This window comes from Kitasatospora sp. NPDC041988, from assembly GCF_055588525.1.
The window spans coordinates 1,480-23,747 of sequence record NZ_JBVJCO010000015.1 but is presented as its reverse complement, the minus strand read 5'-3'; the positions used below and the strand labels follow the sequence as shown (position 1 = coordinate 23,747).

General features: G+C 72.3%; 29 protein-coding genes. 11 read left to right on the top strand and 18 right to left on the bottom strand.

The genetic code is table 11. The features are described 5' to 3' along the window. Window positions 1-68 precede the first annotated feature (68 nt). The gene (locus ACZ6NC_RS17125; RefSeq protein WP_465733449.1) at window positions 69-497 is read right to left on the bottom strand and encodes a MerR family transcriptional regulator; all 429 of its coding nucleotides are present in this window, start codon (window positions 495-497) and stop codon (window positions 69-71) included. Between the two features lie 63 nt (window positions 498-560). Further along, window positions 561-1,352, bottom strand: a complete 792-nt coding sequence (locus ACZ6NC_RS17120) for an SDR family NAD(P)-dependent oxidoreductase (RefSeq protein WP_465733447.1) — start codon at window positions 1,350-1,352, stop codon at window positions 561-563. Window positions 1,353-1,532: 180 nt separating this feature from the next. Here ACZ6NC_RS17120 and ACZ6NC_RS17115 point away from each other — a divergent pair, with 180 nt between their 5' ends. Genes ACZ6NC_RS17115 through ACZ6NC_RS17105 form a run of 3 tightly spaced genes read left to right on the top strand, consistent with a single transcriptional unit; the run spans window position 1,533 to window position 2,972 of the window. Continuing rightward, window positions 1,533-1,994, top strand: a complete 462-nt coding sequence (locus ACZ6NC_RS17115) for a group II truncated hemoglobin (RefSeq protein ID WP_465733445.1) — start codon at window positions 1,533-1,535, stop codon at window positions 1,992-1,994. A gap of 5 nt (window positions 1,995-1,999) precedes the next feature. Further along, window positions 2,000-2,551 carry a GNAT family N-acetyltransferase gene (locus tag ACZ6NC_RS17110; RefSeq protein WP_465733705.1) on the top strand — a complete coding sequence of 184 codons (552 nt, stop codon included), beginning with the start codon at window positions 2,000-2,002 and terminating at the stop codon, window positions 2,549-2,551. Between the two features lie 40 nt (window positions 2,552-2,591). After that, window positions 2,592-2,972 (top strand): VOC family protein, encoded by a 381-nt coding sequence (locus tag ACZ6NC_RS17105; RefSeq protein ID WP_465733443.1) that lies wholly within the window; start codon window positions 2,592-2,594, stop codon window positions 2,970-2,972. Between the two features lie 164 nt (window positions 2,973-3,136). Here the strand turns inward: ACZ6NC_RS17105 and ACZ6NC_RS17100 are convergent, their stop codons facing one another. From ACZ6NC_RS17100 to katG, 6 genes are all read right to left on the bottom strand, one after another. Further along, a complete protein-coding gene (locus tag ACZ6NC_RS17100) occupies window positions 3,137-3,616 on the bottom strand; it encodes an ATP-binding protein (RefSeq protein WP_465733441.1) in 480 nt (159 codons plus the stop codon). A gap of 121 nt (window positions 3,617-3,737) precedes the next feature. Then, a complete protein-coding gene (locus ACZ6NC_RS17095; protein ID WP_465733439.1) occupies window positions 3,738-4,130 on the bottom strand; it encodes an STAS domain-containing protein in 393 nt (130 codons plus the stop codon). Window positions 4,131-4,273: 143 nt separating this feature from the next. Continuing rightward, window positions 4,274-5,227, bottom strand: coding sequence for a SigB/SigF/SigG family RNA polymerase sigma factor (locus ACZ6NC_RS17090; RefSeq protein WP_465733437.1), 954 nt, complete (start codon window positions 5,225-5,227; stop codon window positions 4,274-4,276). A gap of 39 nt (window positions 5,228-5,266) precedes the next feature. Beyond that, window positions 5,267-6,385, bottom strand: a complete 1,119-nt coding sequence (locus ACZ6NC_RS17085; protein WP_465733435.1) for a mechanosensitive ion channel family protein — start codon at window positions 6,383-6,385, stop codon at window positions 5,267-5,269. Window positions 6,386-6,520: 135 nt separating this feature from the next. Then, entirely contained in the window at window positions 6,521-6,871 is a 351-nt protein-coding gene (locus tag ACZ6NC_RS17080) for a WhiB family transcriptional regulator (RefSeq protein ID WP_465733433.1), read from the bottom strand. A gap of 480 nt (window positions 6,872-7,351) precedes the next feature. Further along, window positions 7,352-9,586: a catalase/peroxidase HPI gene (gene katG, locus ACZ6NC_RS17075; RefSeq protein WP_465733431.1), complete on the bottom strand. Its 2,235-nt coding sequence runs from the start codon at window positions 9,584-9,586 to the stop codon at window positions 7,352-7,354. A gap of 325 nt (window positions 9,587-9,911) precedes the next feature. Here katG and ACZ6NC_RS17070 point away from each other — a divergent pair, with 325 nt between their 5' ends. Both ACZ6NC_RS17070 and ACZ6NC_RS17065 read left to right on the top strand, forming a co-directional pair. Then, a complete protein-coding gene (locus ACZ6NC_RS17070) occupies window positions 9,912-10,358 on the top strand; it encodes a Fur family transcriptional regulator (protein ID WP_465733429.1) in 447 nt (148 codons plus the stop codon). A 178-nt stretch (window positions 10,359-10,536) separates the two neighbouring features. Then, a complete protein-coding gene (locus ACZ6NC_RS17065; RefSeq protein WP_465733427.1) occupies window positions 10,537-11,184 on the top strand; it encodes an NAD(P)-dependent oxidoreductase in 648 nt (215 codons plus the stop codon). A gap of 58 nt (window positions 11,185-11,242) precedes the next feature. On the opposite strand, the gene ACZ6NC_RS17060 is transcribed toward ACZ6NC_RS17065, so the two are convergent. After that, entirely contained in the window at window positions 11,243-12,025 is a 783-nt protein-coding gene (locus tag ACZ6NC_RS17060; protein ID WP_465733425.1) for a dioxygenase family protein, read from the bottom strand. A 92-nt stretch (window positions 12,026-12,117) separates the two neighbouring features. On the opposite strand from ACZ6NC_RS17060, the gene ACZ6NC_RS17055 reads away from it, so the two are divergent. After that, window positions 12,118-12,594, top strand: a complete 477-nt coding sequence (locus tag ACZ6NC_RS17055; RefSeq protein ID WP_465733423.1) for a MarR family winged helix-turn-helix transcriptional regulator — start codon at window positions 12,118-12,120, stop codon at window positions 12,592-12,594. Here the strand turns inward: ACZ6NC_RS17055 and ACZ6NC_RS17050 are convergent. From ACZ6NC_RS17050 to ACZ6NC_RS17035, 4 genes are all read right to left on the bottom strand, one after another. Continuing rightward, the gene (locus ACZ6NC_RS17050; protein WP_465733421.1) at window positions 12,560-13,858 is read right to left on the bottom strand and encodes an RNA polymerase sigma factor; all 1,299 of its coding nucleotides are present in this window, start codon (window positions 13,856-13,858) and stop codon (window positions 12,560-12,562) included. The genes ACZ6NC_RS17055 and ACZ6NC_RS17050 overlap by 35 nt on opposite strands. 136 nt (window positions 13,859-13,994) lie before the next feature. After that, window positions 13,995-14,372: a YciI family protein gene (locus ACZ6NC_RS17045; protein WP_465733419.1), complete on the bottom strand. Its 378-nt coding sequence runs from the start codon at window positions 14,370-14,372 to the stop codon at window positions 13,995-13,997. A 235-nt stretch (window positions 14,373-14,607) separates the two neighbouring features. Continuing rightward, a complete protein-coding gene (locus tag ACZ6NC_RS17040) occupies window positions 14,608-15,111 on the bottom strand; it encodes a PucR family transcriptional regulator (RefSeq protein ID WP_465733417.1) in 504 nt (167 codons plus the stop codon). Window positions 15,112-15,191: 80 nt separating this feature from the next. Continuing rightward, window positions 15,192-15,611, bottom strand: a complete 420-nt coding sequence (locus tag ACZ6NC_RS17035) for a TOBE domain-containing protein (RefSeq protein ID WP_465733415.1) — start codon at window positions 15,609-15,611, stop codon at window positions 15,192-15,194. 266 nt (window positions 15,612-15,877) lie between these two features. On the opposite strand from ACZ6NC_RS17035, the gene ACZ6NC_RS17030 reads away from it, so the two are divergent. The 3 genes from ACZ6NC_RS17030 to ACZ6NC_RS17020 are packed head-to-tail and all read left to right on the top strand — an operon-like array spanning window position 15,878 to window position 17,454. Further along, a complete protein-coding gene (locus ACZ6NC_RS17030; protein WP_465733704.1) occupies window positions 15,878-16,180 on the top strand; it encodes an ArsR/SmtB family transcription factor in 303 nt (100 codons plus the stop codon). A 1-nt stretch (window position 16,181) separates the two neighbouring features. After that, window positions 16,182-17,063, top strand: a complete 882-nt coding sequence (locus tag ACZ6NC_RS17025; RefSeq protein WP_465733413.1) for a cation diffusion facilitator family transporter — start codon at window positions 16,182-16,184, stop codon at window positions 17,061-17,063. 25 nt (window positions 17,064-17,088) lie between these two features. Beyond that, window positions 17,089-17,454 (top strand): nuclear transport factor 2 family protein, encoded by a 366-nt coding sequence (locus ACZ6NC_RS17020; protein ID WP_465733411.1) that lies wholly within the window; start codon window positions 17,089-17,091, stop codon window positions 17,452-17,454. Between the two features lie 55 nt (window positions 17,455-17,509). Here the strand turns inward: ACZ6NC_RS17020 and ACZ6NC_RS17015 are convergent, their stop codons facing one another. After that, a complete protein-coding gene (locus ACZ6NC_RS17015) occupies window positions 17,510-18,151 on the bottom strand; it encodes a TetR/AcrR family transcriptional regulator (RefSeq protein WP_465733409.1) in 642 nt (213 codons plus the stop codon). A gap of 38 nt (window positions 18,152-18,189) precedes the next feature. Between ACZ6NC_RS17015 and ACZ6NC_RS17010 the strand changes: the two genes are divergently transcribed. Both ACZ6NC_RS17010 and ACZ6NC_RS17005 read left to right on the top strand, forming a co-directional pair. After that, window positions 18,190-18,516, top strand: a complete 327-nt coding sequence (locus tag ACZ6NC_RS17010; protein ID WP_465733407.1) for a rhodanese-like domain-containing protein — start codon at window positions 18,190-18,192, stop codon at window positions 18,514-18,516. A 198-nt stretch (window positions 18,517-18,714) separates the two neighbouring features. After that, complete coding sequence (locus ACZ6NC_RS17005) at window positions 18,715-19,644, top strand: lysozyme (RefSeq protein WP_465733405.1); 930 nt, start codon at window positions 18,715-18,717, stop codon at window positions 19,642-19,644. 436 nt (window positions 19,645-20,080) lie between these two features. Here the strand turns inward: ACZ6NC_RS17005 and ACZ6NC_RS17000 are convergent, their stop codons facing one another. From ACZ6NC_RS17000 to ACZ6NC_RS16985, 4 genes are all read right to left on the bottom strand, one after another. Then, window positions 20,081-20,569, bottom strand: coding sequence for a hypothetical protein (locus ACZ6NC_RS17000; protein ID WP_465733403.1), 489 nt, complete (start codon window positions 20,567-20,569; stop codon window positions 20,081-20,083). 290 nt (window positions 20,570-20,859) lie between these two features. Next, on the bottom strand, window positions 20,860-21,339 hold the full coding sequence (locus tag ACZ6NC_RS16995; protein WP_465733401.1) for a YybH family protein: 480 nt from the start codon (window positions 21,337-21,339) through the stop codon (window positions 20,860-20,862). A 36-nt stretch (window positions 21,340-21,375) separates the two neighbouring features. After that, window positions 21,376-21,912 carry an allene oxide cyclase barrel-like domain-containing protein gene (locus ACZ6NC_RS16990; protein ID WP_465733399.1) on the bottom strand — a complete coding sequence of 179 codons (537 nt, stop codon included), beginning with the start codon at window positions 21,910-21,912 and terminating at the stop codon, window positions 21,376-21,378. Between the two features lie 54 nt (window positions 21,913-21,966). Beyond that, complete coding sequence (locus ACZ6NC_RS16985) at window positions 21,967-22,110, bottom strand: hypothetical protein (protein ID WP_465733397.1); 144 nt, start codon at window positions 22,108-22,110, stop codon at window positions 21,967-21,969. Between the last annotated feature and the right edge of the window lie 158 nt (window positions 22,111-22,268).

Here is a 22,268-nt window from a genome sequence, read left to right as displayed (position 1 = left end):
CACTGTCCTCCGCCCGGCGCCCCCTGCACACCCCCGATCGGGGGTGTCACCCGGACGGACAGCGGGATTCAGCCCGCCCCCGCGACCGCCCCCGCCGCGCCCTCCGCCACCGAGGCCACCGAGGCCGCCGGGCCCGCCGACTCCGCCGCCCCCTCCGCCGCCGCCAGCGCGGCGACCAGCCGGTCCCGGGCCTCGGTCTGCGCGGCGATCCGGCGCTCCAGGACGGACAGCCGCTCCCGGGCGATCCGCAGCGCCGCCGGCGACGGCGGCTTGGCGAGCACGTCCCCGTCCAGGCAGGGCAGGAAGAGCCGGACGTCCTCCAGGGTGAACCCGGCGGCCAGCAGGGAGCGGATGTTGCGCACCCGCACGGCTGCCGCCTCGTCGTACTCGCGGTAGCCGTTGGCGGCGCGGGAGGAGCCGATCAGCCCGGCCTGCTCGTAGTGGCGCAGGGCCCGGGCCGTACTGCCCGTCACCTGGGCCAGCTCTCCGATCAGCACTGCCGCTCCCCGCCCCTCCACCGCTCCCGGCCCCTTCGCCGTTCCCCGGTGCTGCCACCGGCCTCACCCCACGATGGCGCCGCCGTCCACCGGCAAGACTACTCCGGTGACGAACGAGGCCTGCGGGGAGGCGAGTTGCCCGATGGCCCAGGCCACCTCGGCGGGCCGGCCGATCCGACCGAGCGGGGTGTGGGCGATCTGCCACCGCCGGACGGCCTCCTGCTGCTCGGCGCTGAGCCCGGAGTGTTCGCCGATCGGTGTCTCGATCGCCCCCGGCGCCACCGCCACCACCCGGATGCCGCGCGGCGCCAGCTCCACCGCCCAGCTGCGGGTGACCGACTCCAGCGCCGCCTTGCCCGCCGCGTACACCGAGTTGCCCGGCCAGCCCCGCTGGCCGACCGTGGTCGTGACATTGACGATCACGCCGCGGCTCGCCTCCAGCGGCGCCACGGCGGCCTGGCCGAGCAGGACGGCGGCGGTGAGGTTGGTGGCGAGCTGCGACTCGATCGAGTCCCTGGTGAGGCCGCCGACGGCGCCGCTGCGGACGATCCCGGCATTGTTGACCAGCACGTCGAGCCGCCCGTGCCGGTCCAGGACCTCGCGCACGACCGCCTCCGGCGCGTCGGCACCGGTGATGTCCGCGACCAGCGGGTGGATCCGCCCGGGGTGGCTGCTCGCCGTCTCCGCCAGCGGTCCGGGCCGCCGCCCGACCACCACCACCGAGACCTCCGGCCCCTGTGCGGCGAAGGCCTGCGCGGTGGCCCGCCCGATCCCCGTCCCCGCGCCGGTGACCAGGACGATCCGGGACGGCCGCTCCTGGCGGGTTTCCTGCCGAGTGCTCTCGTTCGCGTTCATGCGCAGAGCCTCCGACCCTGCCGCCAGTGTCAAGGTCAAGCGCGAGTGCCGGGCCGCGAGCGGGAACCGCCTCCTCCGCTTGCTGTGCCGGGCGCGAACAGGAGGCCGGGAAGGGACGCGAACGGCGCCGGGGGCTGTTAGGAAGGTGCCAACGCACCTACCCACGGGGAGAGAACACGCATGAGTGACGAACGGTCCGAGAACCTGTACGACGCCGTCGGGGGCATCGACGGGCTCCGCCGGCTGAGCAACACCTTCTACGAGGGCGTCCTCGCCGACCCGCTCCTGGCGCCGGTCTTCGCGAACTTCACCACCACCCACATCGAGCACGTCGCCGTCTGGCTGGGCGAGATCTTCGGCGGCCCGGCCCGCTTCACCGCCGAGCTGGGCGGACACCAGGCGCTGCTCAGTACGCACCTCGGTCTCGCCATCACCGAGGAGCAGCGCGGCCGTTGGATGGAGCTGATGGGCGCCGCCGTGCAGAAGGAGCTGCCCGACGACGAGCTGCTGCGCCGGCGGGTGCTGGAGTACTTCGACTGGGGCACGAAGATCGCCAAGGACGTGTCGGCGGCGCCGGTCGGCGCGGACCTCGGCGACCCGGGCCCGACGCCGCGCTGGGGCTGGGAGGGGCTGAAGAAGTGACGGCCATCGCCGAACTCCCGGCCGCCGAGGGCCTCCTGCTGCGGCCGTTCCGGGACGAGGACGCGCCCGCCCTGGTGGAGATCTACCGGGACGAGACGCTGCGCCGCTTCACCCGGATCCCGGTGACCGACACGGACGACGCGGCCCGCTGGCTCGACGCGCAGTACCTCGGCTGGGCGGACGGCGACCGGTACAGCTTCGCCGTTCTGGAGCCCCGGCCGGGGCGCCGCGCCGAGCTGGTCGCCAATGTGGTGCTCAAGCGCGGCGTGCCCGGCGGGGCGTCCGCCGAGGTGGGGTACTGGACGGCGGCCGCCGCGCGGGGCCGGGGTCTGGCGCCGCGGGCGCTGGAGGCGGTCACCGCCTGGGCGTTCGCGGCCTTCGCCGCCGACGGCCTGGTCCGGCTCGACCTGCTGCACCAGGCGGACAACACGGCCTCCTGCCGGGTGGCCGAGAAGGCCGGGTACCGTTTCGCGTCCGTTCTTCCGGCCCTCCCGCCGGAGTTCCCGCTGGACGGCCACCTCCATACCCGCTCCGCGACCGCCACCGCGACCGGTTAATCGCTGGACCGCGAGGGAGGAGGAGGTCACAGTGGCGCACATGGCTTCTCTTGTACGACATGTGACGATCGACTGCGCCGACCCCTTCCGCCTGGCCGGGTTCTGGGCGGAGGTGCTGGACAGCAAGGTCAGCGAGGACGACAACCCGGGGGACCCAGAGGCGCTGGTCGAGTCGCCGGGCGCCGCGCTGCTGTTCATCCGGGTGCCCGAGGGCAAGACGGTGAAGAACCGTCTCCACCTCGACCTCCAGCCGCAGGACCGCACCCGGGACGAGGAGGTGGAGCGCCTGCTGGCACTGGGAGCCACCGTCCACGACGACCAGCGCACCCCGGACGGCAGGGGCTGGGTGACCATGCTCGACATCGAGGGCAACGAGTTCTGCGTCGAGCGCAGCGCGGCCGAGCGGATCGCCACCTCCTGACCCGTCGTCACCCGGTCTGAACGGCCGCCCGCCAGGTCCACGAGGCCCTGCGCGGGCGGCCGTCCTGCCTCTCCGCGCCCGGCTCCCCGACTGTGCCGGCTCTTCGTCCGCGCGCCCGGCTTCCCGTCCGCTACCCGCCTCCCGTCCGCGCGCCCGGCCCGGGGTCAACCGGGGGTGGGGACCAGCCGCCGTGTGTCGATCTCCGCCCAGACCGCCTTGCCCCGGGAGTGCGGCGTGGCGCCCCACCGGTCCGCCGTCTGCTGCACGATGAACAGGCCGTGACCGCCCGGCAGGCCGGGCAGGTGCGGCCGGCGAGGCTCGGGCAGCGCCGAGGACCCGTCGCTGACCTCGATCCGCAGCCGGGCATCCGAGGCGTCCAGCACCAGCTCCAGCGGGCCGCCGCCGTGCAGCATCGCATTGGCGACCAGCTCGGAGACCAGCAGCAGGACGTCCTCGACGACGTCGGGGTCGGCCCCGTCCTCGGGGCGCAACCAGGCCCAGTCCGTGAGGGCCTGGCCGGTGAACGCACGGGACCGGGCGACCGGCTTGGGAAGCCCGGCCAGGCGCAGTCGCCGTCGCTGGCCTGTCGCCGGACGTCCGGCGTCGGGTCGGCTGCCGTCGAGGGCGCCCCGGCTCGCCGTCATACGCGGTTCACCCCTTTTCGCGTGCGGGTGACGAGAGATCGTCTGTCGGTTTCCCGGGACGTGCCGGGCTATTCCTCGGGCGGCCACCCGGTTGTTCCCCTCGGGCCGCCGCCCCGGGTGTTCACCCGGCCAGTGCCGCGCTCACCGAGGCGTGGATGGAGAACACGCCGCCGGCGCCGGTGAGTTCCAGCAGTCGGGTGACCTGCGGCGAGGGCGAGGCGAGCCGGAATTCGATGTCCGCGGTGGCGGCGGCGAGCCGTGTCTTGAGCAGCAGGTTGAGGCCGGAGGAGTCGCAGAACGCCACATCGCTCAGGTCCACCACCATCCGCTGCGGCCGCTCTTCGACGAGCCGGCGGAGGGCCTGCTCGGCAGGGCTGAGACTGTCGATGTCGAGATCGCCGCTCAGGGCGCAGACGGCCGCCTGCGCGCCGTCGTGGCGGACCTCCACGCCGGGCGCGACGGGTGTCGCGGACGTCGGCGCGGCCGCCGGATAGCGTTCGTCCTCGACCGACATGTCAGGTGCCTCCTCCGTCCGGGCTCCCTCCGGGTGCTGATTCGTGACCATACGCGGATGGGAGGCCGTCGGCCAGGCCGCGGGCGGCCCGGGAGCCCGGTCCGCGTCATGACGGCGGACGGGGCGGGCGGCCGGATTCCGGTTCACTCCTGGTCGAGGCCCTCGCGGAGCCGCTGGAGGACGCGGCCGAGCAGGCGGGAGACGTGCATCTGGGAGACCCCGAGCCGCGCCCCGATCTGGGACTGGGTGAGCTCCTCGGTGAAACGCATCGAGAGGAGCAGGCGGTCACGCTCCGCGAGCTCGGCGATCAGCGGTTTCAACGCGATGAGGTTCTCGGCCAGTTCGAGTCGCGCGTCCTCGCCGCCCAGCCGGTGCGCGGCGGTGCCGCGGCGGTCGTCCTCCGGGTCGGCGGCCACGTCCAGCGAGCCGGCCGAGTGGCCGTTGGCGGCGGTGAGGCCCTCGACGACCTCCTCTGGCGTGAGCGAGAGGTGCTCCGCGAGCTCGGCGACGGTCGGAGCGCGGTCGAGGCGTTGCGCGAGCCGGTCCTGCGCCTTGGCGAGGCTCAGCCTGAGCTCCTGGAGCCGGCGCGGCACGTGGACGGCCCAGGTGGTGTCGCGGAAGTGCCGCCGGATCTCGCCGAGGACGGTCGGCAGGGCGAAGGTGGTGAACTCCACCCCGTGGCCGTGGTCGAACCGGTCGATCGCCTTGATCAGGCCGATGGTGCCGACCTGGAGGAGGTCCTCCCGGGGCTCGTGGACGGAGGAGAACCGGCGTAGGGCGAACCGGACCAGGGAGAGGTTCAGCTCGACCAGTGTGCCGCGGACGTAGGAGTACTCCGGGGTGCCTTCCTCCAGGGCGTCGAGGCGCCGGAGCAGGGCCCTGGTCAGCTCCCGCGCGTCGGCCGGGGCCACCTCGGTCGGATCTTCGGGCAGCGCGGGCATCTCGGGTATCTCGGGCAGGACGGTCGGGTCGGGCAGCGCGGGCGCTCCGGGCATCGGCGCGGTCCGGAGAGTGCCCGCCGTGCCGCCCTCCGGTCGGGCCTGGCTGGGGACGACCGTGGGGACGTGGGCGAGGAGAGCATCACTGGGCGCAGCCATGTCAGTCCTTTCATCGGTTCCGCGTCGGCTCGAACCGCTCTACCCCGGATCGGCTGAGGGATGTGCCCTGGCAGTGTGATGCTTTGGTGAAACCGGTCGGTCGCTGAGCCGGCTGTCGCTCCCGAGGCCGGGGGCCGGCGCCACCGGCAGGCGGGGGAGCGCGGCGGGATGGCGCTCGACCAGGTAGGCCAGCAAGTGCTCACGGACCTGGCAGCGCAGCTCGAACGCGTTGTCGGCGTCGGCGGCGGTCATGAGCGCGCGGACCACGATGGTGGTCGGCGTCGTGTCGACCACCTGGAGCGCTCTGCCCTCGCCGTCCCAGAGCTCGTTCTTCTCCAGGAAGCCCTCGAACTCCCGCCGCAGTTCGGGGACCGGCGTGCCGGGATCGAGGTGGAGCAGTGCGGTGCCGGTGATCCGGGTGGTGCGACGGGACCAGTTCTCGAACGGCCGGCCGGCGAAGTACGACATCGGCATCACCAGCCGCCGCTGGTCCCAGGTGGCGACCACCACCGAGGTCAGGGTGATCTCCTCGACCGTGCCCCACTCGCCGCCGACCACCACGACGTCGCCGAGCCGGACCAGGTCACCGAAGGCCATCTGCACCCCGGCGAAGAGGTTGGCCAGAGTGCTCTGCGCGGCGATGCCGGCCACCAGGCCCACGAGCCCGGCGGAGGCCAGCAGGCTGGCGCCCAGCCCGCGGACGGCCGGGAAGGTCATCAGCATGGCCGCCAGCGCCACCACGGCCAGTGCTGCCTGGCAGATCCGGCTCAGCAGGCCGACCTGGGTGCGGGCCCGGCCTGCCCAGCCCGGTTCGCGCCGGCGGACGGCCAGGCGCAGCGCGCCCTCGGCGGCCAGGGAGATCAGGCGTGCTCCGAGCCAGGCACAGGATGCGAGGGCGGCGAGGACGAGCAGGTGGCGGACGGCACCGTGCACGGCCGGGGTGGTGCCGGTCCAGGGCTCGCCGGCGAGCAGCAGGGCGCAGGTGGTCGCGGCGAGCAGGGGCGGCCGGCAGGCGCGCAGGAGCGGTGGTGCCGCCTCCGCCCGGTGGCGGACCAGGGGCAGCCGGGCGACCGCCTCTGTCAGCAGGTTCAGGGCGCAGGCGGCGAGGACCGATGACACGGCGACGACGAGCAGGCGGACGATGCTCCACCCCTCCACGCGGATCACTCCTTCGGCGGGTATGCGGTCGGAACCCGCCCGGGCCCGCCGGTGCGAGCGGACGGACGGGCGGCTCGGCAGACGGACTGCGGGCAGGCCGAGGCAGGGCGCCGGTGGTCGGCGGCCGTGGTGCCGTCAGGCCGCATCGCGGGTCCGGCTGGACGGGCGTCCGGGTCGGGGTGGAGCCGTGACCGGTGACGGGTGTCCCGGGCGCCCCGGCCTGAGCAGGGCGGCGCGCTCGGTCTCGGTCAGGCCGCCCCAGACGCCGTAGGTCTCGTGGACCCGCAGGGCGTGTTCCAGGCACGCACGGCGTACCGGACAGCGGGCGCAGACCCGTTTGGCCTCCTGCTCACGCTCGTCGTGGGCCTGGCCGCGTTCACCCGCGGGGTGGAAGAAGAGGGCGGTGTCGCAGCCGCGGCAGGCCGCGCGGGCCTGCCAGTTCCAGTGGTGGTCGAGGGCGCCGGGGAGGCGGGAGACATCGGTCATGGCGATCCGTCTGACCCGTCGGCCCGGGAACAAACCATCCGACAGCCCGACAGCCCGACCATCCGGTCATCGGGCAGTGGGCCCGCTGCGGGTGGGCGGCGCCACGGCCGGTCAGGGCCGCGGGCCCGTCGCCGGCCCGCGAACATGACCCGGTCCAACCGGGGAAGGCGCACCGGGCGGACCGCCGTCTGGCGGCCGGCACCCGGAGAAGGGACGGACCCATGACGAGGATCGAGGAATCGGTCGAGGTGGAGATCCCGCTGGCGGCGGCCTACGAGCAGTGGACCAGGTTGGAGGAGTTTCCGGCGTTCATCGGATACCTCCAAGGAAACCTCGGCCTTTGGGCCGGGGAGGAATTGGATCTCCCGCGTAGCGGGTCAGGGGAAGCCGGACTGCCGTCAAGGCAGCACGGAGTCTCGGCCGGTGCTCCGACCGCCCGGGCCGGCCCTGAGGCCGGCCCGGACGATCCGGACGGCACGGTCAGGCGAGGTCGAACCGGTCGAGGTTCATCACCTTGTCCCAGGCCGCGACGAAGTCGGTCACGAACTTCTCCTTCGCGTCGTCGCTCGCGTAGACCTCGGCGAGCGCCCGCAGCTCGGAGTTCGAGCCGAAGACGAGGTCGGCCCGGCTGCCGGTCCACCTGACCTCGCCGGTGGCGGCGTCGCGGCCCTCGAAGGTGTTGGCGTCCGCGGACGTGGCCTTCCAGGTCGTGCCCAGGTCGAGCAGGTTGACGAAGAAGTCGTTGGTCAGCGTCCCCGGCGCCTTGGTGAGAACGCCGAGCGGCGACTGCTGGTGGTTCACGCCCAGGACACGGAGGCCGCCGACGAGGACGGTCAGCTGCGGGGCGCTCAGGGTCAGCAGGTTCGCCCGGTCGAGCAGCAGGTACTCGGCCTGGAGACGGTTGCCCTTGCCGAGGTAGTTGCGGAACCCGTCGGCGGCCGGTTCGAGCGCGGCGAACGACTCGACGTCGGTCTGCTCCTGCGAGGCGTCCACGCGGCCGGGCGTGAACGGCACCAGGATGTCGACGCCGGCGTCCTTGGCGGCCTTCTCGACGGCCGCGGCGCCGGCGAGGACGATCAGGTCCGCGATCGAGATCCGCTTGCCGTCGGTCCGGGCCGCGTTGAAGGACTCCTGGATCCCCTCCAGGGTGCGCAGCACCGCCGCCAGCTGGTCGGGCTCGTTGACCTCCCACCCGCTCTGCGGCTCCAGGCGGATCCGCCCGCCGTTGGCGCCGCCGCGCTTGTCGCTGCCGCGGAACGACGAGGCCGCCGCCCATGCGGTGGAGGCCAGCTGAGCCACCGACAGGCCGGAGGCGAGGACGCGCTCCTTGAGCGCGGCGACGTCCTCGGCATCGACGAGCTCGTGCGTGACCGGGGGGAGGGGGTCCTGCCAGAGCAGCGCCTCGGACGGGACCTCCGGGCCGAGGTAGCGCACGACCGGGCCCATGTCACGGTGGGTCAGCTTGAACCACGCGCGGGCGAAGGCGTCCGCGAACTGGTCGGGGTGCTCCAGGAAGCGCCGGGAGATCTGCTCGTAGACCGGGTCGAACCGGAGCGAGAGGTCGGTGGTGAGCATCGTCGGGGCGTGGCGCTTGGACGGGTCGTGCGCGTCGGGGACGCTGCCCGCGCCGGCGCCGTCCTTCGGCCGCCACTGGTGTGCGCCGGCCGGGCTCTCGAACTTCTCCCACTCGTAGCCGAAGAGGATCTCGAAGAAGCTGTTGTTCCAGGTGGTGGGCGTGTCGGTCCAGATGCCCTCAAGGCCGCTGGTGATCGTGTCGCCGCCCTTGCCGGTGCCGTAGGAGCTCCTCCAGCCCAGGCCCTGCTCCTCGAGCGGGGCGGCCTCGGGGTCGAGGCCGACGCTGTCGGCCGGACCGGCGCCGTGGGTCTTGCCGAAGGTGTGGCCGCCCGCGATCAGGGCGACGGTCTCCTCGTCGTTCATCGCCATCCGGCGGAAGGTCTCCCGGATGTCGACGGCCGCGGCGATCGGGTCCGGGTTGCCGTTGGGGCCCTGCGGGTTGACGTAGATGAGGCCCATCTGGACCGCGCCGAAAGGGTCCTCCAGGTCGCGGTCGCCGGTGTAGCGCTCGTCGTCGAGCCAGGTGGACTCCGGGCCCCAGTAGACGTCCTCCTCGGGCTCCCAGACGTCCTCGCGACCGCCGCCGAAGCCGAAGGTCGCGAAGCCCATCGACTCCAGGGCGACGTTGCCGGCGAGGATCATGAGGTCGGCCCACGAGATGCTCTGGCCGTACTTCTTCTTGACCGGCCAGAGCAGGCGGCGGGCCTTGTCGAGGTTGGCGTTGTCGGGCCAGCTGTTGAGCGGGGCGAAGCGCTGCTGGCCGGCGCCGGCTCCGCCGCGGCCGTCGCTGATCCGGTAGGTGCCGGCGCTGTGCCAGGCCATCCGGATGATGAACGGGCCGTAGTGGCCGAAGTCCGCCGGCCACCAGTCCTGCGACGTGGTGAGTGCCACTTCGAGGTCCCGCTTCACGGCCGCGAGGTCGAGCGCGTTGAAGGCCTCGGCGTAGTCGAAGTCGGCGCCGAGCGGGTTGGCGACGGCGGGGTTCTTGGCAAGGATCTTCACATTGAGCCGGTCCGGCCACCACTGGCGGTTCCCGCCGCCCTGCGTCGGATGCGGTGCGCGCTCGTGTGCGACCGGGCAGCCGCCTCCTGCGCCCTCCGCCTGCGCGTCTACGACGATGGCGTCATTGTTCTCAGACATGGGAATCCTTCCGGGCCGGGCGGATCACGGTGTTCAGGAACTATGGGCGGTGTCTCGGCCAGGGCTCGGGCCCCGGCGGACGACCTGGGTCTTCGCGTTCTCGGCCGGGGAGCAGCGGCGGTCTCCGCGGTTTCGGCGGGTTCTCCCGGATTCTTTCGGGGCCTTTACCGCACTGGAGCGTTACTGTCCCTGGGCTATCTCCAGAACCGATCCTACGATGGACGGAATCCAAGTCAAGAAGCATGCCGAGCCCCTGTCCCGTCGGAACCCGGGTATCCGCCGCCGGAATCCGGATTCCCCCCGAAATCCGAAGAGGTGGAACGATATGAGCGACCTGCTGGAGCGCTTGCGGGGTCGAGGCTGGCGGATGACCGCGCAGCGGCGTGTCGTGGCGGAGGTCCTGGACGGCGACCACGTGCACCTGACCGCCGACGAGGTGCACGCCCGCGCGGTGCGGCGGCTGCCCGAGATCTCCCGGGCGACCGTCTACAACACGCTGGGCGAGCTGGTCTCCCTCGGCGAGGTCACGGAGGTCGCCACCGACGGCCGCGCCAGGCGCTACGACCCCAACGGGCACGACCCGCACCACCACCTGGTGTGCTCCGGCTGCGGCACCATCCGTGACGTCCGTCCGACCGGCGACCCGCTGGCCTGGCTCCCGGCGGGTGAGCGGTTCGACTTCACGGTCCTCGAAGCCGAGGTCACCTACCGGGGCCTCTGCCCGTCCTGCGCCCCCGCCCCCGGACCGCGCCCGGCGTCGGCCGGGGGTTGAGCGCGGCCCGGGGCGTCGTCACCGTTCGTGGGCTCCGGCCTCCACCGGCGTCAAGGCGTCCTCGCCCGCCCGGACGCCCGCCCAGGCGCACGCCCCGCGTGTCCGTGCGGCGTGCCCGGGTGGTGGGTGCTAGTGCTGTGACGCACCCTCCACCGCAGCCCGGAAGGCAGGTCCCCCCATGGCCAGAATCGCCGTGATCGGCGCCAACGGCACCGTCGGCGCCGCCGTCGTCGCGGAGGCCGTCGCCCGCGGCCACCAGGTGACGGCCGTCGTCCGCGACCCGGCCCGCTACCGGGGCGGGGCGGCCGCCGTCGTGCCGGGTGACGTTCTCGTCGCCGCGGACGTGGCGCGCGTCGCGGCCGGGCAGGACGTGCTGGTGAGCGCCGTCGGCGGCGGTGACGGCCCGGGCCGTCGGGGGCTGATCGGGCCGGCCGCCCGGTCGCTGGTCGAGGGCCTGCGGGCGCTCGGCGACGAGGCGCCCCGGCTGGTGGTGGTCAGCGGCGCGGGCAGCCTGGAGACGGCGCCGGGCGTGCGGGTCTGGGACGCCCCCGGCCTGCCCGAGCCGCTGCTGCAGGTCATGCACGCCCACGGCGCCGCCCTGGAGTACCTGCGCACCGTCGCGGACGTCCGCTGGACGGCGCTCAGCCCGGCCGCCGAGCTCGTGCCGGGCGAGCGCACCGGCCGCTACCGCACGGGGCTGGAACAGGCGCTCACCGACGCGTCCGGCCGGAGCTGGATCTCGGTGCCGGACTACGCCGTCGCCCTGGTCGACGAGATCGAGCAGCCGGAACACATCGGCGAGCGCTTCACCTGTGGCCCCGGTTGAGGCCTGCCTCGGCGGTGTGCGCCGGTGGTCTGCATGGGCGGTGCGTGGGCGGTGTGCGTCAGCCCAGCTGGATCGAGCGCTTCGCCAGCCCCATCCAGAATCCGTCGATCACGCTGCGCTGACTGGCGAGGTCGGCCTCGCCGGCGCCGAGGGTGACGAAGAGCGGGGCGAAGTGCTCGGTGCGCGGGTGGGCGAGCCGTCCGGCAGGGGCTTTCTCCTCGAAGTCGAGCAGTGCGTCGAGGTCCTTCGCCTCCAGGGCGCGCCGGCCCCAGTCGTCGAACTCGGCCATCACCGAGGTGACCCGGCCGTCGGAGCTGAGCGCCCGCAGGTTGTGGGTGAAGAAGCCGCTGCCGACGATCAGCACGCCCTCGTCGCGCAGCGGGGCGAGCCGGCGGCCGATCTCCAGCAGTCGCTGCGGGTCGAGGGTGGGCAGGGAGACCTGGAGGACGGGGACGTCGGCCTCCGGGAACATCTCCACCAGCGGCACGTACGCGCCGTGGTCGAGGCCGCGGTCGGGGATGTCCTGGACCGGGGTGCCGGGGGCGCGGAGCAGCTTGCGCACGCGCTCGGCGAGCTCCGGTGCGCCGGGGGCGGCGTACCGGACCTGGTAGTAGTGCTCGGGGAAGCCCCAGAAGTCGTAGACCAGTGGCACGGTGGTGACGGCGCCGAGGGCGAGCGGGGCCTCCTCCCAGTGCGCGGAGACCATGAGGATCGCCCTGGGGCGCGGCAGGTCGGCCGACCAGGCGGCGAGCTGGCCGGGCCAGACCGGGTCGTCGGCGAGCGGCGGCGCGCCGTGGGAGAGGTAGAGGGCGGGCATGCGCTCGGGGGCGGCGGTGCTCATGGCTGCTCCTCGGCTAGTAGTTCAAATTTAAACCTCGACACTTCGAAGGTACACCTTGGTTCGAATTTGAACAACAGGAGTAGGCTTCCCCCATGTCCTCCACGAACGAACCGCGCTGGCTCGACCAGGACGAAATGGCCGCCTGGCGGGGCTTCGTCGCCGCGAGCAATCTGCTCAACCGCCGGCTGGAGCGCCAGCTCAAGGAGGACTCCGGCCTCTCCCACACCCAGTACGAGATCCTGGTGCACCTCTCCGCCGCCCCGGCCGGCTCGCTGCGGATGACCGAACTGGCGGAGAAGCTGATCACCTCCAAGAGCGGCCTCACCTACCAGGTCACCCAGCTGGAGCGGATGGGGCTGGTCGGCCGCCGCTCCTGCCCGAGCGACGTGCGCGGCGTCTTCGCCGAACTCACCGACGAGGGCCGGGAGATGCTGCGCCAGGCCGCCCCCGGGCACGTTGCCCTCGTCCGCGAGCTGCTGATCGACGTGCTCACCCGCGAGCAGCTCGCCGTCCTCGCCGATGGTCTCGGCGAGGTCAGCGCCCGTCTGAGGCTGGAGGACCAGGCGTAGTCGGCGGGTCGGGCGTAGTCGGGGGGTTGGGCGCAGCCCCCGTGTTCTCCGCCCGCTCCAGCAGCAGCTCACGCTCCCGCGCGTTGCGGGTCAGCGCCGCCGCCCGCTCGAACTCCGCCCGCGCTTCCGCCGCCCGCCCGAGCCGCGCCAGCAGGTCGCCGCGGACGCTCGGCAGCAGGTGGTACTCGCGCAGTGCGGGCTCGGCCGCCAGCGCGTCCACCAACTCCAGTGCGGCCGCCGGGCCGTGGGCCATCGAGACGGCCACCGCCCGGTTCAGCTCGACCACCGGAGACGGCGTCAGCGCCATCAGCCGCCCGTACAGTGCGGCGATCGTCGCCCAGTCGGTCTCCTCGTAGCGCACCGCCTTCGCATGGCAGGCGGCGATCGCGGCCTGCACCGAGTACGGGCCGGTGCCCGCCCGTTGCAGCGCGGCGAACCCGCGCCGGATCAGCAGCCGGTCCCAGCGGGCCCGGTTCTGGTCGGCCAGCAGCACCGGCTGCCCGTCCGGGCCCGTCCGGGTCGCCGTCCGGGACGCCTGGAACTCCAATAGTGCGGCCAGGCCGTGCACTTCGGGCTCCTGCGGGGCGAGCCCGGCCAGCACCCGGGCCAGCCGCAGCGCGTCCTCGCAGAGCGCCGGCCGCAGCAGGTCGTCGCCGGCCGTGGCCGAGTACCCCTCGTTGAAGATCAGATAGATGACCTCCAGCACCGAGGAGAGCCGGGCCGCGCGCTCCTCCCCGTACGGCACCTCGAACGGCACCCGCGCCTGGGCGAGCGTCCGTTTGGCGCGGACGATCCGCTGCGCCACCGTCGGCTCGGGCGCGAGGAACGCACGTGCGATCTCCTGCGTGGTGAGCCCGCCCAGCAGTCGCAGCGTCAGCGCGATCCGGGCCTCCGCCGACAGCACCGGGTGGCAGGCGGTGAAGATCAGCCGCAGCAGGTCGTCGTCGAAGTCGTCCGGCTCGGCCGGCTCCGGCGGCGGCACGTCCTCCAGCGACCGCCCGACCTCGGCGAGCTTGCGCGCGTACGTCTCCTTGCGGCGGACCAGGTCGATCGCGCGGTGCTTGGCGGTCGTCATCAGCCAGGCCCCCGGCCGGTCCGGGACGCCCTGCTCCGGCCACTGCTCCAGCGCGGCCACCAGTGCGTCCTGTGCCAGCTCCTCGGCGATGCCCACGTCCCGCACGATGCGGGTGACACCGGCGATGATCCGCGCGGACTCGATCCTGAACACCGCCTCGACCGCCACGGCCGCGTTGCTCCCGTTCACGGCCACCTATCAGAGCAGCCGCCCGTGGCCGGGGCAAACGCGGACGCGACGGTCAGGCGTCGTACCGGGGACAAGGCCTTGGGATCAGGCCTTGGGATCAGGCCTTGGGATCAGGCCTTGGGATCAGGCCTTGGGATCAGGCCTCCGGCGGGGTGGTGTTCCCGTCGATCTGGCGCAGCTCGGCGCCGACCGTCCAGCTCACCGGGTGGATCTCCAGGAACCGCTTGGTCCACTCCACCGCCTCGGCCTTGTCCTTGCACTGCATGATGGCGTAGCCGCCGACGACCTCCTTGGTCTCGGTGAACGGCCCGTCGGTGAAGCTCAGCTTCCCGCCCTCCCAGGTGATCCGGGTGCCTTCGGCGGTCGGCAGCAGCCCGGCGGTGTCCAGCATCACCCCGGCCTTGGTGATCTCCTCGAACAGCGCCCCCATCCGCTTCTCGAAGTCCGGGCCCGCCGACTGCATGTCCGGGGCGTCCTGCTCGTTGATACGGATCAGTGACATGAAGCGCGGCATGGTGACTCCTCGGTCAGGAGGCGGGGCCTCTCCCCGCCTCTCTCACCCCTGCGTCGAACGGGGAACGGCCGGATCGACAGCCGCCCGGAAATTCTTCCGGGAGATTTCCGGGGCGGCCACCGCAGCCGTTTCCCGGCCGACCGGCGGCGGGTTCGGCGGCCCGGCGCGGAGGCTCACTGCGCCGGAGTGCAGGCTTGGCGGCCGGCGCGAAGGCTCGGTGGCCCGCTGTGCGGATTCAGCGTGTCGGTGCGCAGAGGAGGGCCACGCGGAGGTCGAGGCGGTCCCGGAGGCGGGCGAGGTTGCGGCCGGTGAGGTCCTCGATGCGGCGGATGCGGTAGTGCACGGTGTTGACGTGAATATGAAGGGTCTCGGCGGTCCGGGCCCAGGAGCCGTCGTGGTCGAGGAAGGCCGCGAGGGTGCCGAGCAGGGAGACGCCGTTCTCCTGGTCGTGGGCGGTGAGCGGGGCCAGCAGGCGGGCGTGGAAGGCCGCGGTGACCTCGGGCGGGATGCCGCGCAGCAACCCGGCCAGCGAGTCCAGCTCGGCGGCGGTGCCGATCGCTCCGGACGGGCCGTCCAGCAGGTACCGGGCCTGGACCAGGGCCGCCCGCAGCGGGCCCGCCGCGGCCGGTGCGGCCGGGCCGACGCCGAAGCGCAGGGTGCGCCGCCCGCTGAGGCGGGCCTGGAGCGCGGGCCGGGCGCGGCGCAGCCGGTCGGCGACCTGCGCCGCGGGCGCGGCCACTACGGCGGCGGCCTGCCGGCCGCGGTCGGCCGAAATATTCCTTTCAGGGCCGCATGCGCGAATGTCCTGGTTCCCGCCCCTCACGCGGCGGAGAGCGAGACCTCCGTCGACTTGATCAGCGCGACCACCGGCGTGCCGGCCGTCAGGCCCAGCTCGGCCGCCGCGTCGGCGGTGATCGCGGCGGTCAGCGCGCCGTCCGCCACGTCGACCTTCACCCCGGCCATCGCGGCACCGGTGGCCACCTCGGCGACCGTGCCCGGGATCTGGTTGCGGATGCTCAGCCCGGCGACCGGGCCGGTGGCCAATGAGACCTCGGTGGACTTCACCAGCGCCTGCACCGCGCTGCCCGCGCCGAGGCCGAGGTCCTTCACGGCGTCCACGGTGACCGCCGCGGTGAGCTCCTGTCCGGAGTCGAGCCGGACCTTGACGGTGGCCATGACCTCGCCGGTGGTGACGGCGGTGACGGTGCCGGGGAGCTGGTTGCGAATGCTCAGGCTCATGGGTGGTTCCTCGTACTTTCGATCATGGAGTTGCGGGTTCCCGATCGTGCCGTGATCCACCCTAGTGGCCGGAAAATCCCAGGTCACAAGCTGCGTGGCGGCCTCTCGCAGCTGCCGGGGCCGAGCCTTCGCGGGCCTCGCATCTGCCGTTTTGCCGAGAGTTCATTCCTAGCTGAATTCAGCGCTCGCTGTACTATTGAGCCATGGAACCGACCGCCGAGAGCACCCGCAACCCGCACCTGCCCGCCGAAGCGCAGGAGGCGGCCATGGAACGGGTCGGCAAGGCGCTCGCCGACACCAGCCGGCGCCGCATCCTGCTGGCCCTGCTCGCCGCCCCGCACTACCCGGCCGACCTCGCCGAGGAGCTGGGCCTGACCAGGGCCAACGTCTCCAACCACCTCGCCTGCCTGCGCGACTGCGGCCTCGTGCGGACCGTCCCCGAAGGCCGCCGCACCCGCTACCACCTGGCCGACGACCGCCTCGCCCACGCGCTGCGGGACCTCCTCGCCGCGGTCCTGCCGCTCGCGGTCCCGCCCCTTGAAGTCCTGCCCCGTGAAGAGGAGCACTGACATGGAGCCCGCCACCGTCAGCGGCACCTACCGCCGCCGGATGCTGTTGACCATCGCCGTCACCGGCACCGTCCTCGTCCTCCAGGTGATCGGCGGCCTGCTCTCCGGCAGCCTCGCCCTGCTCGCCGACTCCGGCCACATGCTCACCGACCTCTCCGGCGTCACCCTCGCCCTCCTTGCCGTCCAGGTCGCCCAGCGCTCGCCCACCCTCCGCCGCACCTTCGGTCACTACCGGCTGGAGATCCTCGCCGCCCTCGCCAACGCCCTCCTGCTGATCGGCGTCTTCGTCTGGGTCGCCTACCAGGCCGTCCGACGGTTCGGCCAACCCGTCGAGGTACAGGGCGGGTTGATGCTGACCGTCGCCCTGATCGGCCTCGCCGCCAACCTCGTCGGCGTCGCCCTGCTGCGCGGCGGCAAGGACCACAGCCTCAACCTGCGCGGCGCCTACCTCGAAGTGCTCGGCGACGCGCTCGGTTCGGTCGCCGCCATCGCCGCCGCCGTCGTCATCCAGCTCACCGGCTGGCAGTACGCGGACCCGACCGCCTCACTCCTCATCGGCGTGATGATCCTCCCGCGCGCCTACCTCCTGCTCCGCGACGCCGTGCGGGTCCTGCTGGAGGCCACCCCGGCCGGCCTCGACCTCGCCGACCTCCGTACCCACCTCCTCGCCGAGGAGGGCGTCCACGAGGTCCACGACCTGCACGCCTGGACCATCACCTCCGGCATGCCCGTCCTCACCGCCCACGTGGTCACCGGGGACGCGCCCACCGACCTCCTCACCCGCCTGCGCCGCTGCGTGGCCGATCACTTCGGCATCGCCCACGCCACACTGCAGTTGGAACCGGCCGCCACCCGGCCGTGCGCCCCGCCGGTACATGCCTGAGCGTCGGATGGGGAGGATGAGGCGCATGAGTATCGATCACGCCTTCGGGCAGCGCTTTGCCGAGGAGTGGGTCGCGGTCTGGAACTCCCGCGACCTGGAGGCCGTCCTCGCCCACTACACCGACGATGTCGTCTTCGCCTCGCCCAGGATCGTCGCCCTGTTCGGTGACCCTTCGGGCGAGGTGCGCGGCAAGGAGGCCCTGCGCGCCTACTGGGCGAAGGCGCTGGAGCTCCTCCCGGACCTGCACTTCATGCTGGAGGACGTCCGGGTCTCGGTGGACACCGTTGTCATCAACTACCGCAACGAGCGCGGCGTCGCCGTCTCCGAGGCGCTGACCTTCCGCGACGGCCTGGTCTGCCGGGGTTTCGGGGCGTACGGGGCCGAGGGCTGACGCCCAGGGCGTGTCTGACGATTCCCGCCTGGCGCGCGGAATTGTCGGACACGCCCTACGGTGCGAGCCGGGCGGCGAGCCTCTGTGCTCCCGCCCGGATCCGGGGTTCTCCCAACTCCGGTAGCAGTGCGGCCACATGTTCGGCCGCGAGCGCCGCCAGCAGTGCGTGCGCGTCGTGTTCGGGGTCGGCCGTGCCCGCCCCGGTGAGCAGGATCGACGCGTGCCGGTGCCAGAACCGGTACGCCCCGATGCGGTAGCGGGCGCCGCGGGAGGCCGTCTCCGACATCCGCACCAGGTCCAGGTGCTCCAGTAGGTAGTCCAGGTAGGCGTCCACGAACGCCGCCAGCCGGTCGGCCGGTCGCGCCTGTGGGGAGCCGTCGCCGGGGCCGAGCGGCGCGGGCCCGCGCAGGATCGCCTCCTGGAGTGCCCGCTCGCGCGCGTCCAGCAGGGCGACCCCCAGCCCGGCCTTGTCGCCGAAGCGCCGGAACAGCGTGCCCTTGCCGACGCCGGCCTCCGCCGCCACCTGGTCCATCGAGACCGCCTCCACCCCGTGCTCGGCGAACAGCCGTGCGGCGGCCTCCAGTACGGCGGCCCGGTTCCGGGCGGCGTCGGCCCGTTCGGCGGGCGGTGGGGTGCGCAGCAACTCCAACGGGACGATTGCGGAAGCGGACTGCGGTCCGTTACTGTCGTGAGCCATAACCGGACTATAGTCCGAATCTCTAGGAGGTAGCGGCAATGACTGCACTCATCACCCGGGACGAGCTGGCCGCGGCGATCGAAACGGGCTCCGTGACCGTGATCGACGCCCTCGGCGGCGAGTACTACGCCAAGCAGCACCTGCCCGGCGCCGTCGCGCTCGTCCGGGCCGACGTGGACGAGCTGGCGCCCACCCTGCTCCCCGACCGCGACGCCGCGATCGTCACCTACTGCTCCAACCCGGGCTGCGCCAACAGTGGCCAGGTCGCCGACCGTCTCACCGCCCTCGGCTACACCGACGTCCGCAAGTACCGCGAGGGCATCGAGGACTGGACCGACGCCGGCCTGCCCACCGAGTCCGCCTGACCAGGCCCCCGGCGGAGGAGGGGTGACGCGGGGGCGCCCCTCCCTCGCCGGGGCCGAACGTGCTGCACATGACGGTTGGTCAGGATGCCTGGCCGAGGGTGCTGGCATTGGCGCCGGGCGCATGGCACTCTCTCAGAACCCGACAAACCGCCCATATCGGCTCAATGCTGACCTTTCAGTGCGAACCGAAGGAGTGTCATGTCCAGCAGCTCCAGCCCGGCCAGACCGACCCCGGCAAGCCACGCAGCCACGCCCGGGCCCCACGCACCCGCCCCGACCCGCACGCGGCTCCTCCGCTTCCTGGCCGCGCTCGCTGTCACCGTCTCCTCGCTGGCCGCCTCCGCCTCCGGCCCCGCCTACGCCGCCGGGCTCGCACCCCAGGCCGGCCCCGGCCGCGCGCGGTCACCGATCCTCCACCCCGAGCGCGACTTCGCGGGATCCACCGTCGGCGCACACGAGGGCAGATGGGGCCGCCCCGACCTCCGGCCGTTGACGGCCGCCGTGCAGACCCCGGGTCTGGACGTCTCCAGCCGGCAGGGCAACTTCGACTGGTCCCAGGTCGCCGCCAACGGGGCCCGGTTCGCCTATGTGAAGGCCACCGAAGGCACGACGTACACCAACCCCAACTTCAAGCAGCAGTACGGCGACTCCTACAACGAAGGGCTGATCCGGGGCGCGTACCACTTCGCCCTGCCGGACCATTCCTCCGGTGAGGCGCAGGCCAACTGGTTCGTCGACCACGGCGGCGCCTGGTCCGGCGACGGCAGCACGCTCCCGCCCGCGCTCGACATCGAGTACAACCCGTACGGGGCGACCTGCTACGGACTCGGCCAGGGCGACATGGTCGACTGGATCCGCTCGTTCAGCGACACCGTACGCGACCGCACCGGGCGGTACCCGACGATCTACACCACCACCAACTGGTGGACTCAGTGCACCGGCAACGACGGCAGCTTCGGCGCCACCAACCCGCTCTGGATCGCCCGCTACGCCTCCACCGTCGGGACACTGCCCAACGGGTGGCTCTACCAGACGTTCTGGCAGTACGCCAACTCCGGTACGTTCCCCGGCGACCAGGACTCCTTCAACGGCACCTACGAGCGTCTCCAAGCCATCGCCAACGGCTGACGCCGCCTCCACGGCGGCGCGGGCCCGGACGCGACCTCCTCGGAGTTCGGCGAGCGGGGCTTCCTGCCGGTCGGCGGCCGGTCACCCGCGTGGGTCAGCCGGTCAGGGCGCGGGTGACGGACCCGGCAAGTCGGCCCGGTAGGCCGGGTGGCTGCGACGCCGGTCGGTCACGAGATCAAGAGCTTCTCCAGCGCGGCCTGGTTGCCAAAGGGGAAAAAACCGGCGCCCCCGGCCTCCCCAATGGCCCCCCCGGGTGGGGGGGGGGTGTCCGTGGTTAAGAACCTCCATTTGAGGGGGGGGTTCCCCCCCCCCCCCCCCCCCCCCCCCCCCCCCCCCCCCCCCCCCCCCCCCCCCCCCCCCCCCCCCCCCCCCCCCCCCCCCCCGCCGCCCTGGGCATCCCGAGTGCATCCCGTGGCTGGGAGGCGAGTGTCAGTGGTCAGGACTCGCAGTTGACGGGGGCGTTCCCGCCACTCACGCGACAGGCGTCGAACTGAGTGCCGCCGTTCACGACGCCGTTGTTGAAGCCGGTCTGCAGATAGTCGTTTCCCGCCCCGCCGGCGACGGCGCCCGTGGAGGCCACGGTGCCGTTCACCACGACGAAGTCGGAGCCGTCGCCCCCGGCGATCGTGCCGGTGATGCCGGCGGTGGAGATGTAGTCGCTGCCCGTGCCGCCGTCGATGGTCCCTGCCATGGGGCCGGTGACCACGATGTTGTCGTTGCCGCCGAGGCCGTTGACCTGGTCGCCGACGCCGACGAAGTTGCAGCGGATGAAGTCGCTTCCGGGCGTGCCCGAGATGACCGGCCCTGAGGCGGGGACGCCATTGACCGTGCACGAGCTCGCCGCGTGGGCGGGTGTCACGGAGAGCGCGAGCGGGGCAAGGGTGATGGAGGCGGCGCAGAGCGCGCGCACGCTTTGTCTGATCACGAGATGAGTTACACACGGCTACCGGGGTTTCGCAATTCGTCACCATCGGATGCCTGTGAGGATCGGCGCCCTGAGTTCGCTCGGCCGGACCATCGACCCGGCCCTGTCCTCGTATGGCTACCGCGAGGTGGCGTGTAGCGCCGAGTAACTACCTGGGGCTGCGGTCGCGCTGTCGGAGGACGGCGAAGTCGGCGGGGGTTGGAGTTCGGAGCGCGTGCCGGACTCGCCTCCGGCCAGGTTCGCGTGCTGCCATTACTGCTGGTCGAGGGCGACGGCGACCTTGTGATCTGTCAGGGCTCGAGGTCGACCGCTCCTTTGCCGCTCGCGATGTCCAGCGGCACCGAGACGTGGTCGTGCGTGATCAACCACGAGTCGTCGATCTTCCGGAAGCAGTACGTGACCCTGACCCACATACCGCCCATCGCCGTCCCGTCCTTCAGCGTGCCGCTGAGACGAGCAAAGGCGTGCCCGAAGGCCACGTCATCGCCCACGGTGGGGGTCAGCTCGCGAACCTCGTAGGTCACGCTCTCGAAGAACGCGAACACGGGCGCCCAGTTCTTGAGTTTCGCCTCCACCCCCACACTCTGGAGCGGCGGCTCGATGTCGAAGGACACGATGTCCGTTGCGTACAGCCTCTTCAGGCCCTCGGGATCCTTGGCCTGGAGCCTCTCGGCGATCATGCCGACTTGCCGGCGAATCTCGGCTTCGTCTGTCTCACTTTGCGTAGGCATCGCGACCCCACCTTCCCTTTCGTGGAGGAACCCTGGCATCTCACACGCTCCGCTCTGCGGATCACGCTTCACCTATCAGCGCAGAATTTCGGCCCGCACCCTCTCGTTCGGTGTTGCGATGTCCCAGTAGCGAACGATGCCCCGCGCATTACCGAAGTCGCCGGTACCGCCGGTGATGGCCATGTCGAGCGAGCTCGTTCCGCTCACCCAGAGCGACTGCATCGTCAGAGAGCCACGCTTGATTTCCATCGTGATCAGGCACTGTGTCGTGAGTTCTTCGCCATTGATGTGGATGACCTGGCACGACCCACCACCGCGTCCGACACTGCGGCCGTCCCTTATCGCGGTGCCGGAGTAGACGTACGCATCGCCCAGGCTCGGCCCTTTCGGGTCGAGATCGGTATACGCGTACTGATCGTTCTGAACCTCGAGTTCGAGGACCTCGACTTGCCGCCCTTCCGGGGTATCGGCGTCTGCGCTGTTCACGGCAGAGACGCCGACCAAGGCGGTGGCCAGCGAAATGGCGAAGAATTTCGTGAGCGATACCCGTGCGTTGTTGTTCCTGCGCTCCCTCTCGTGCACGCCGACGGATCCCAGCCTTCTCGTGGCCATGATGGAACCTCCTCATTCGCTCAAGCAGTTTCTGCCCCTGGCGGGCGTTGCCGGTCAGGCGGGCGCCGGAGGGTCGACCTCGCCGCCCCTGGAGCGCCCGGTGGGTATGCCGACGAGCTGAGCGCCGACAGCCGCCCGCTCCAGACGCTGCGCAGGCGCCGGGTCGGTGAACAGCGTTGCCGCCATTGAGGTCGTCATGATGAACTCCCTGCTCGCTGGGTGGTGTGTTCGTCTCAGCGGTTCGACAACACAGCCCCGCGGAATGTGAGGGGGGGACAACACCTCCCCCCCCCCCTGGCGTTTTTTTTCTACCCCACCAGCACGACGAACAGAAAAAAAAGATCTCGAACCACCAA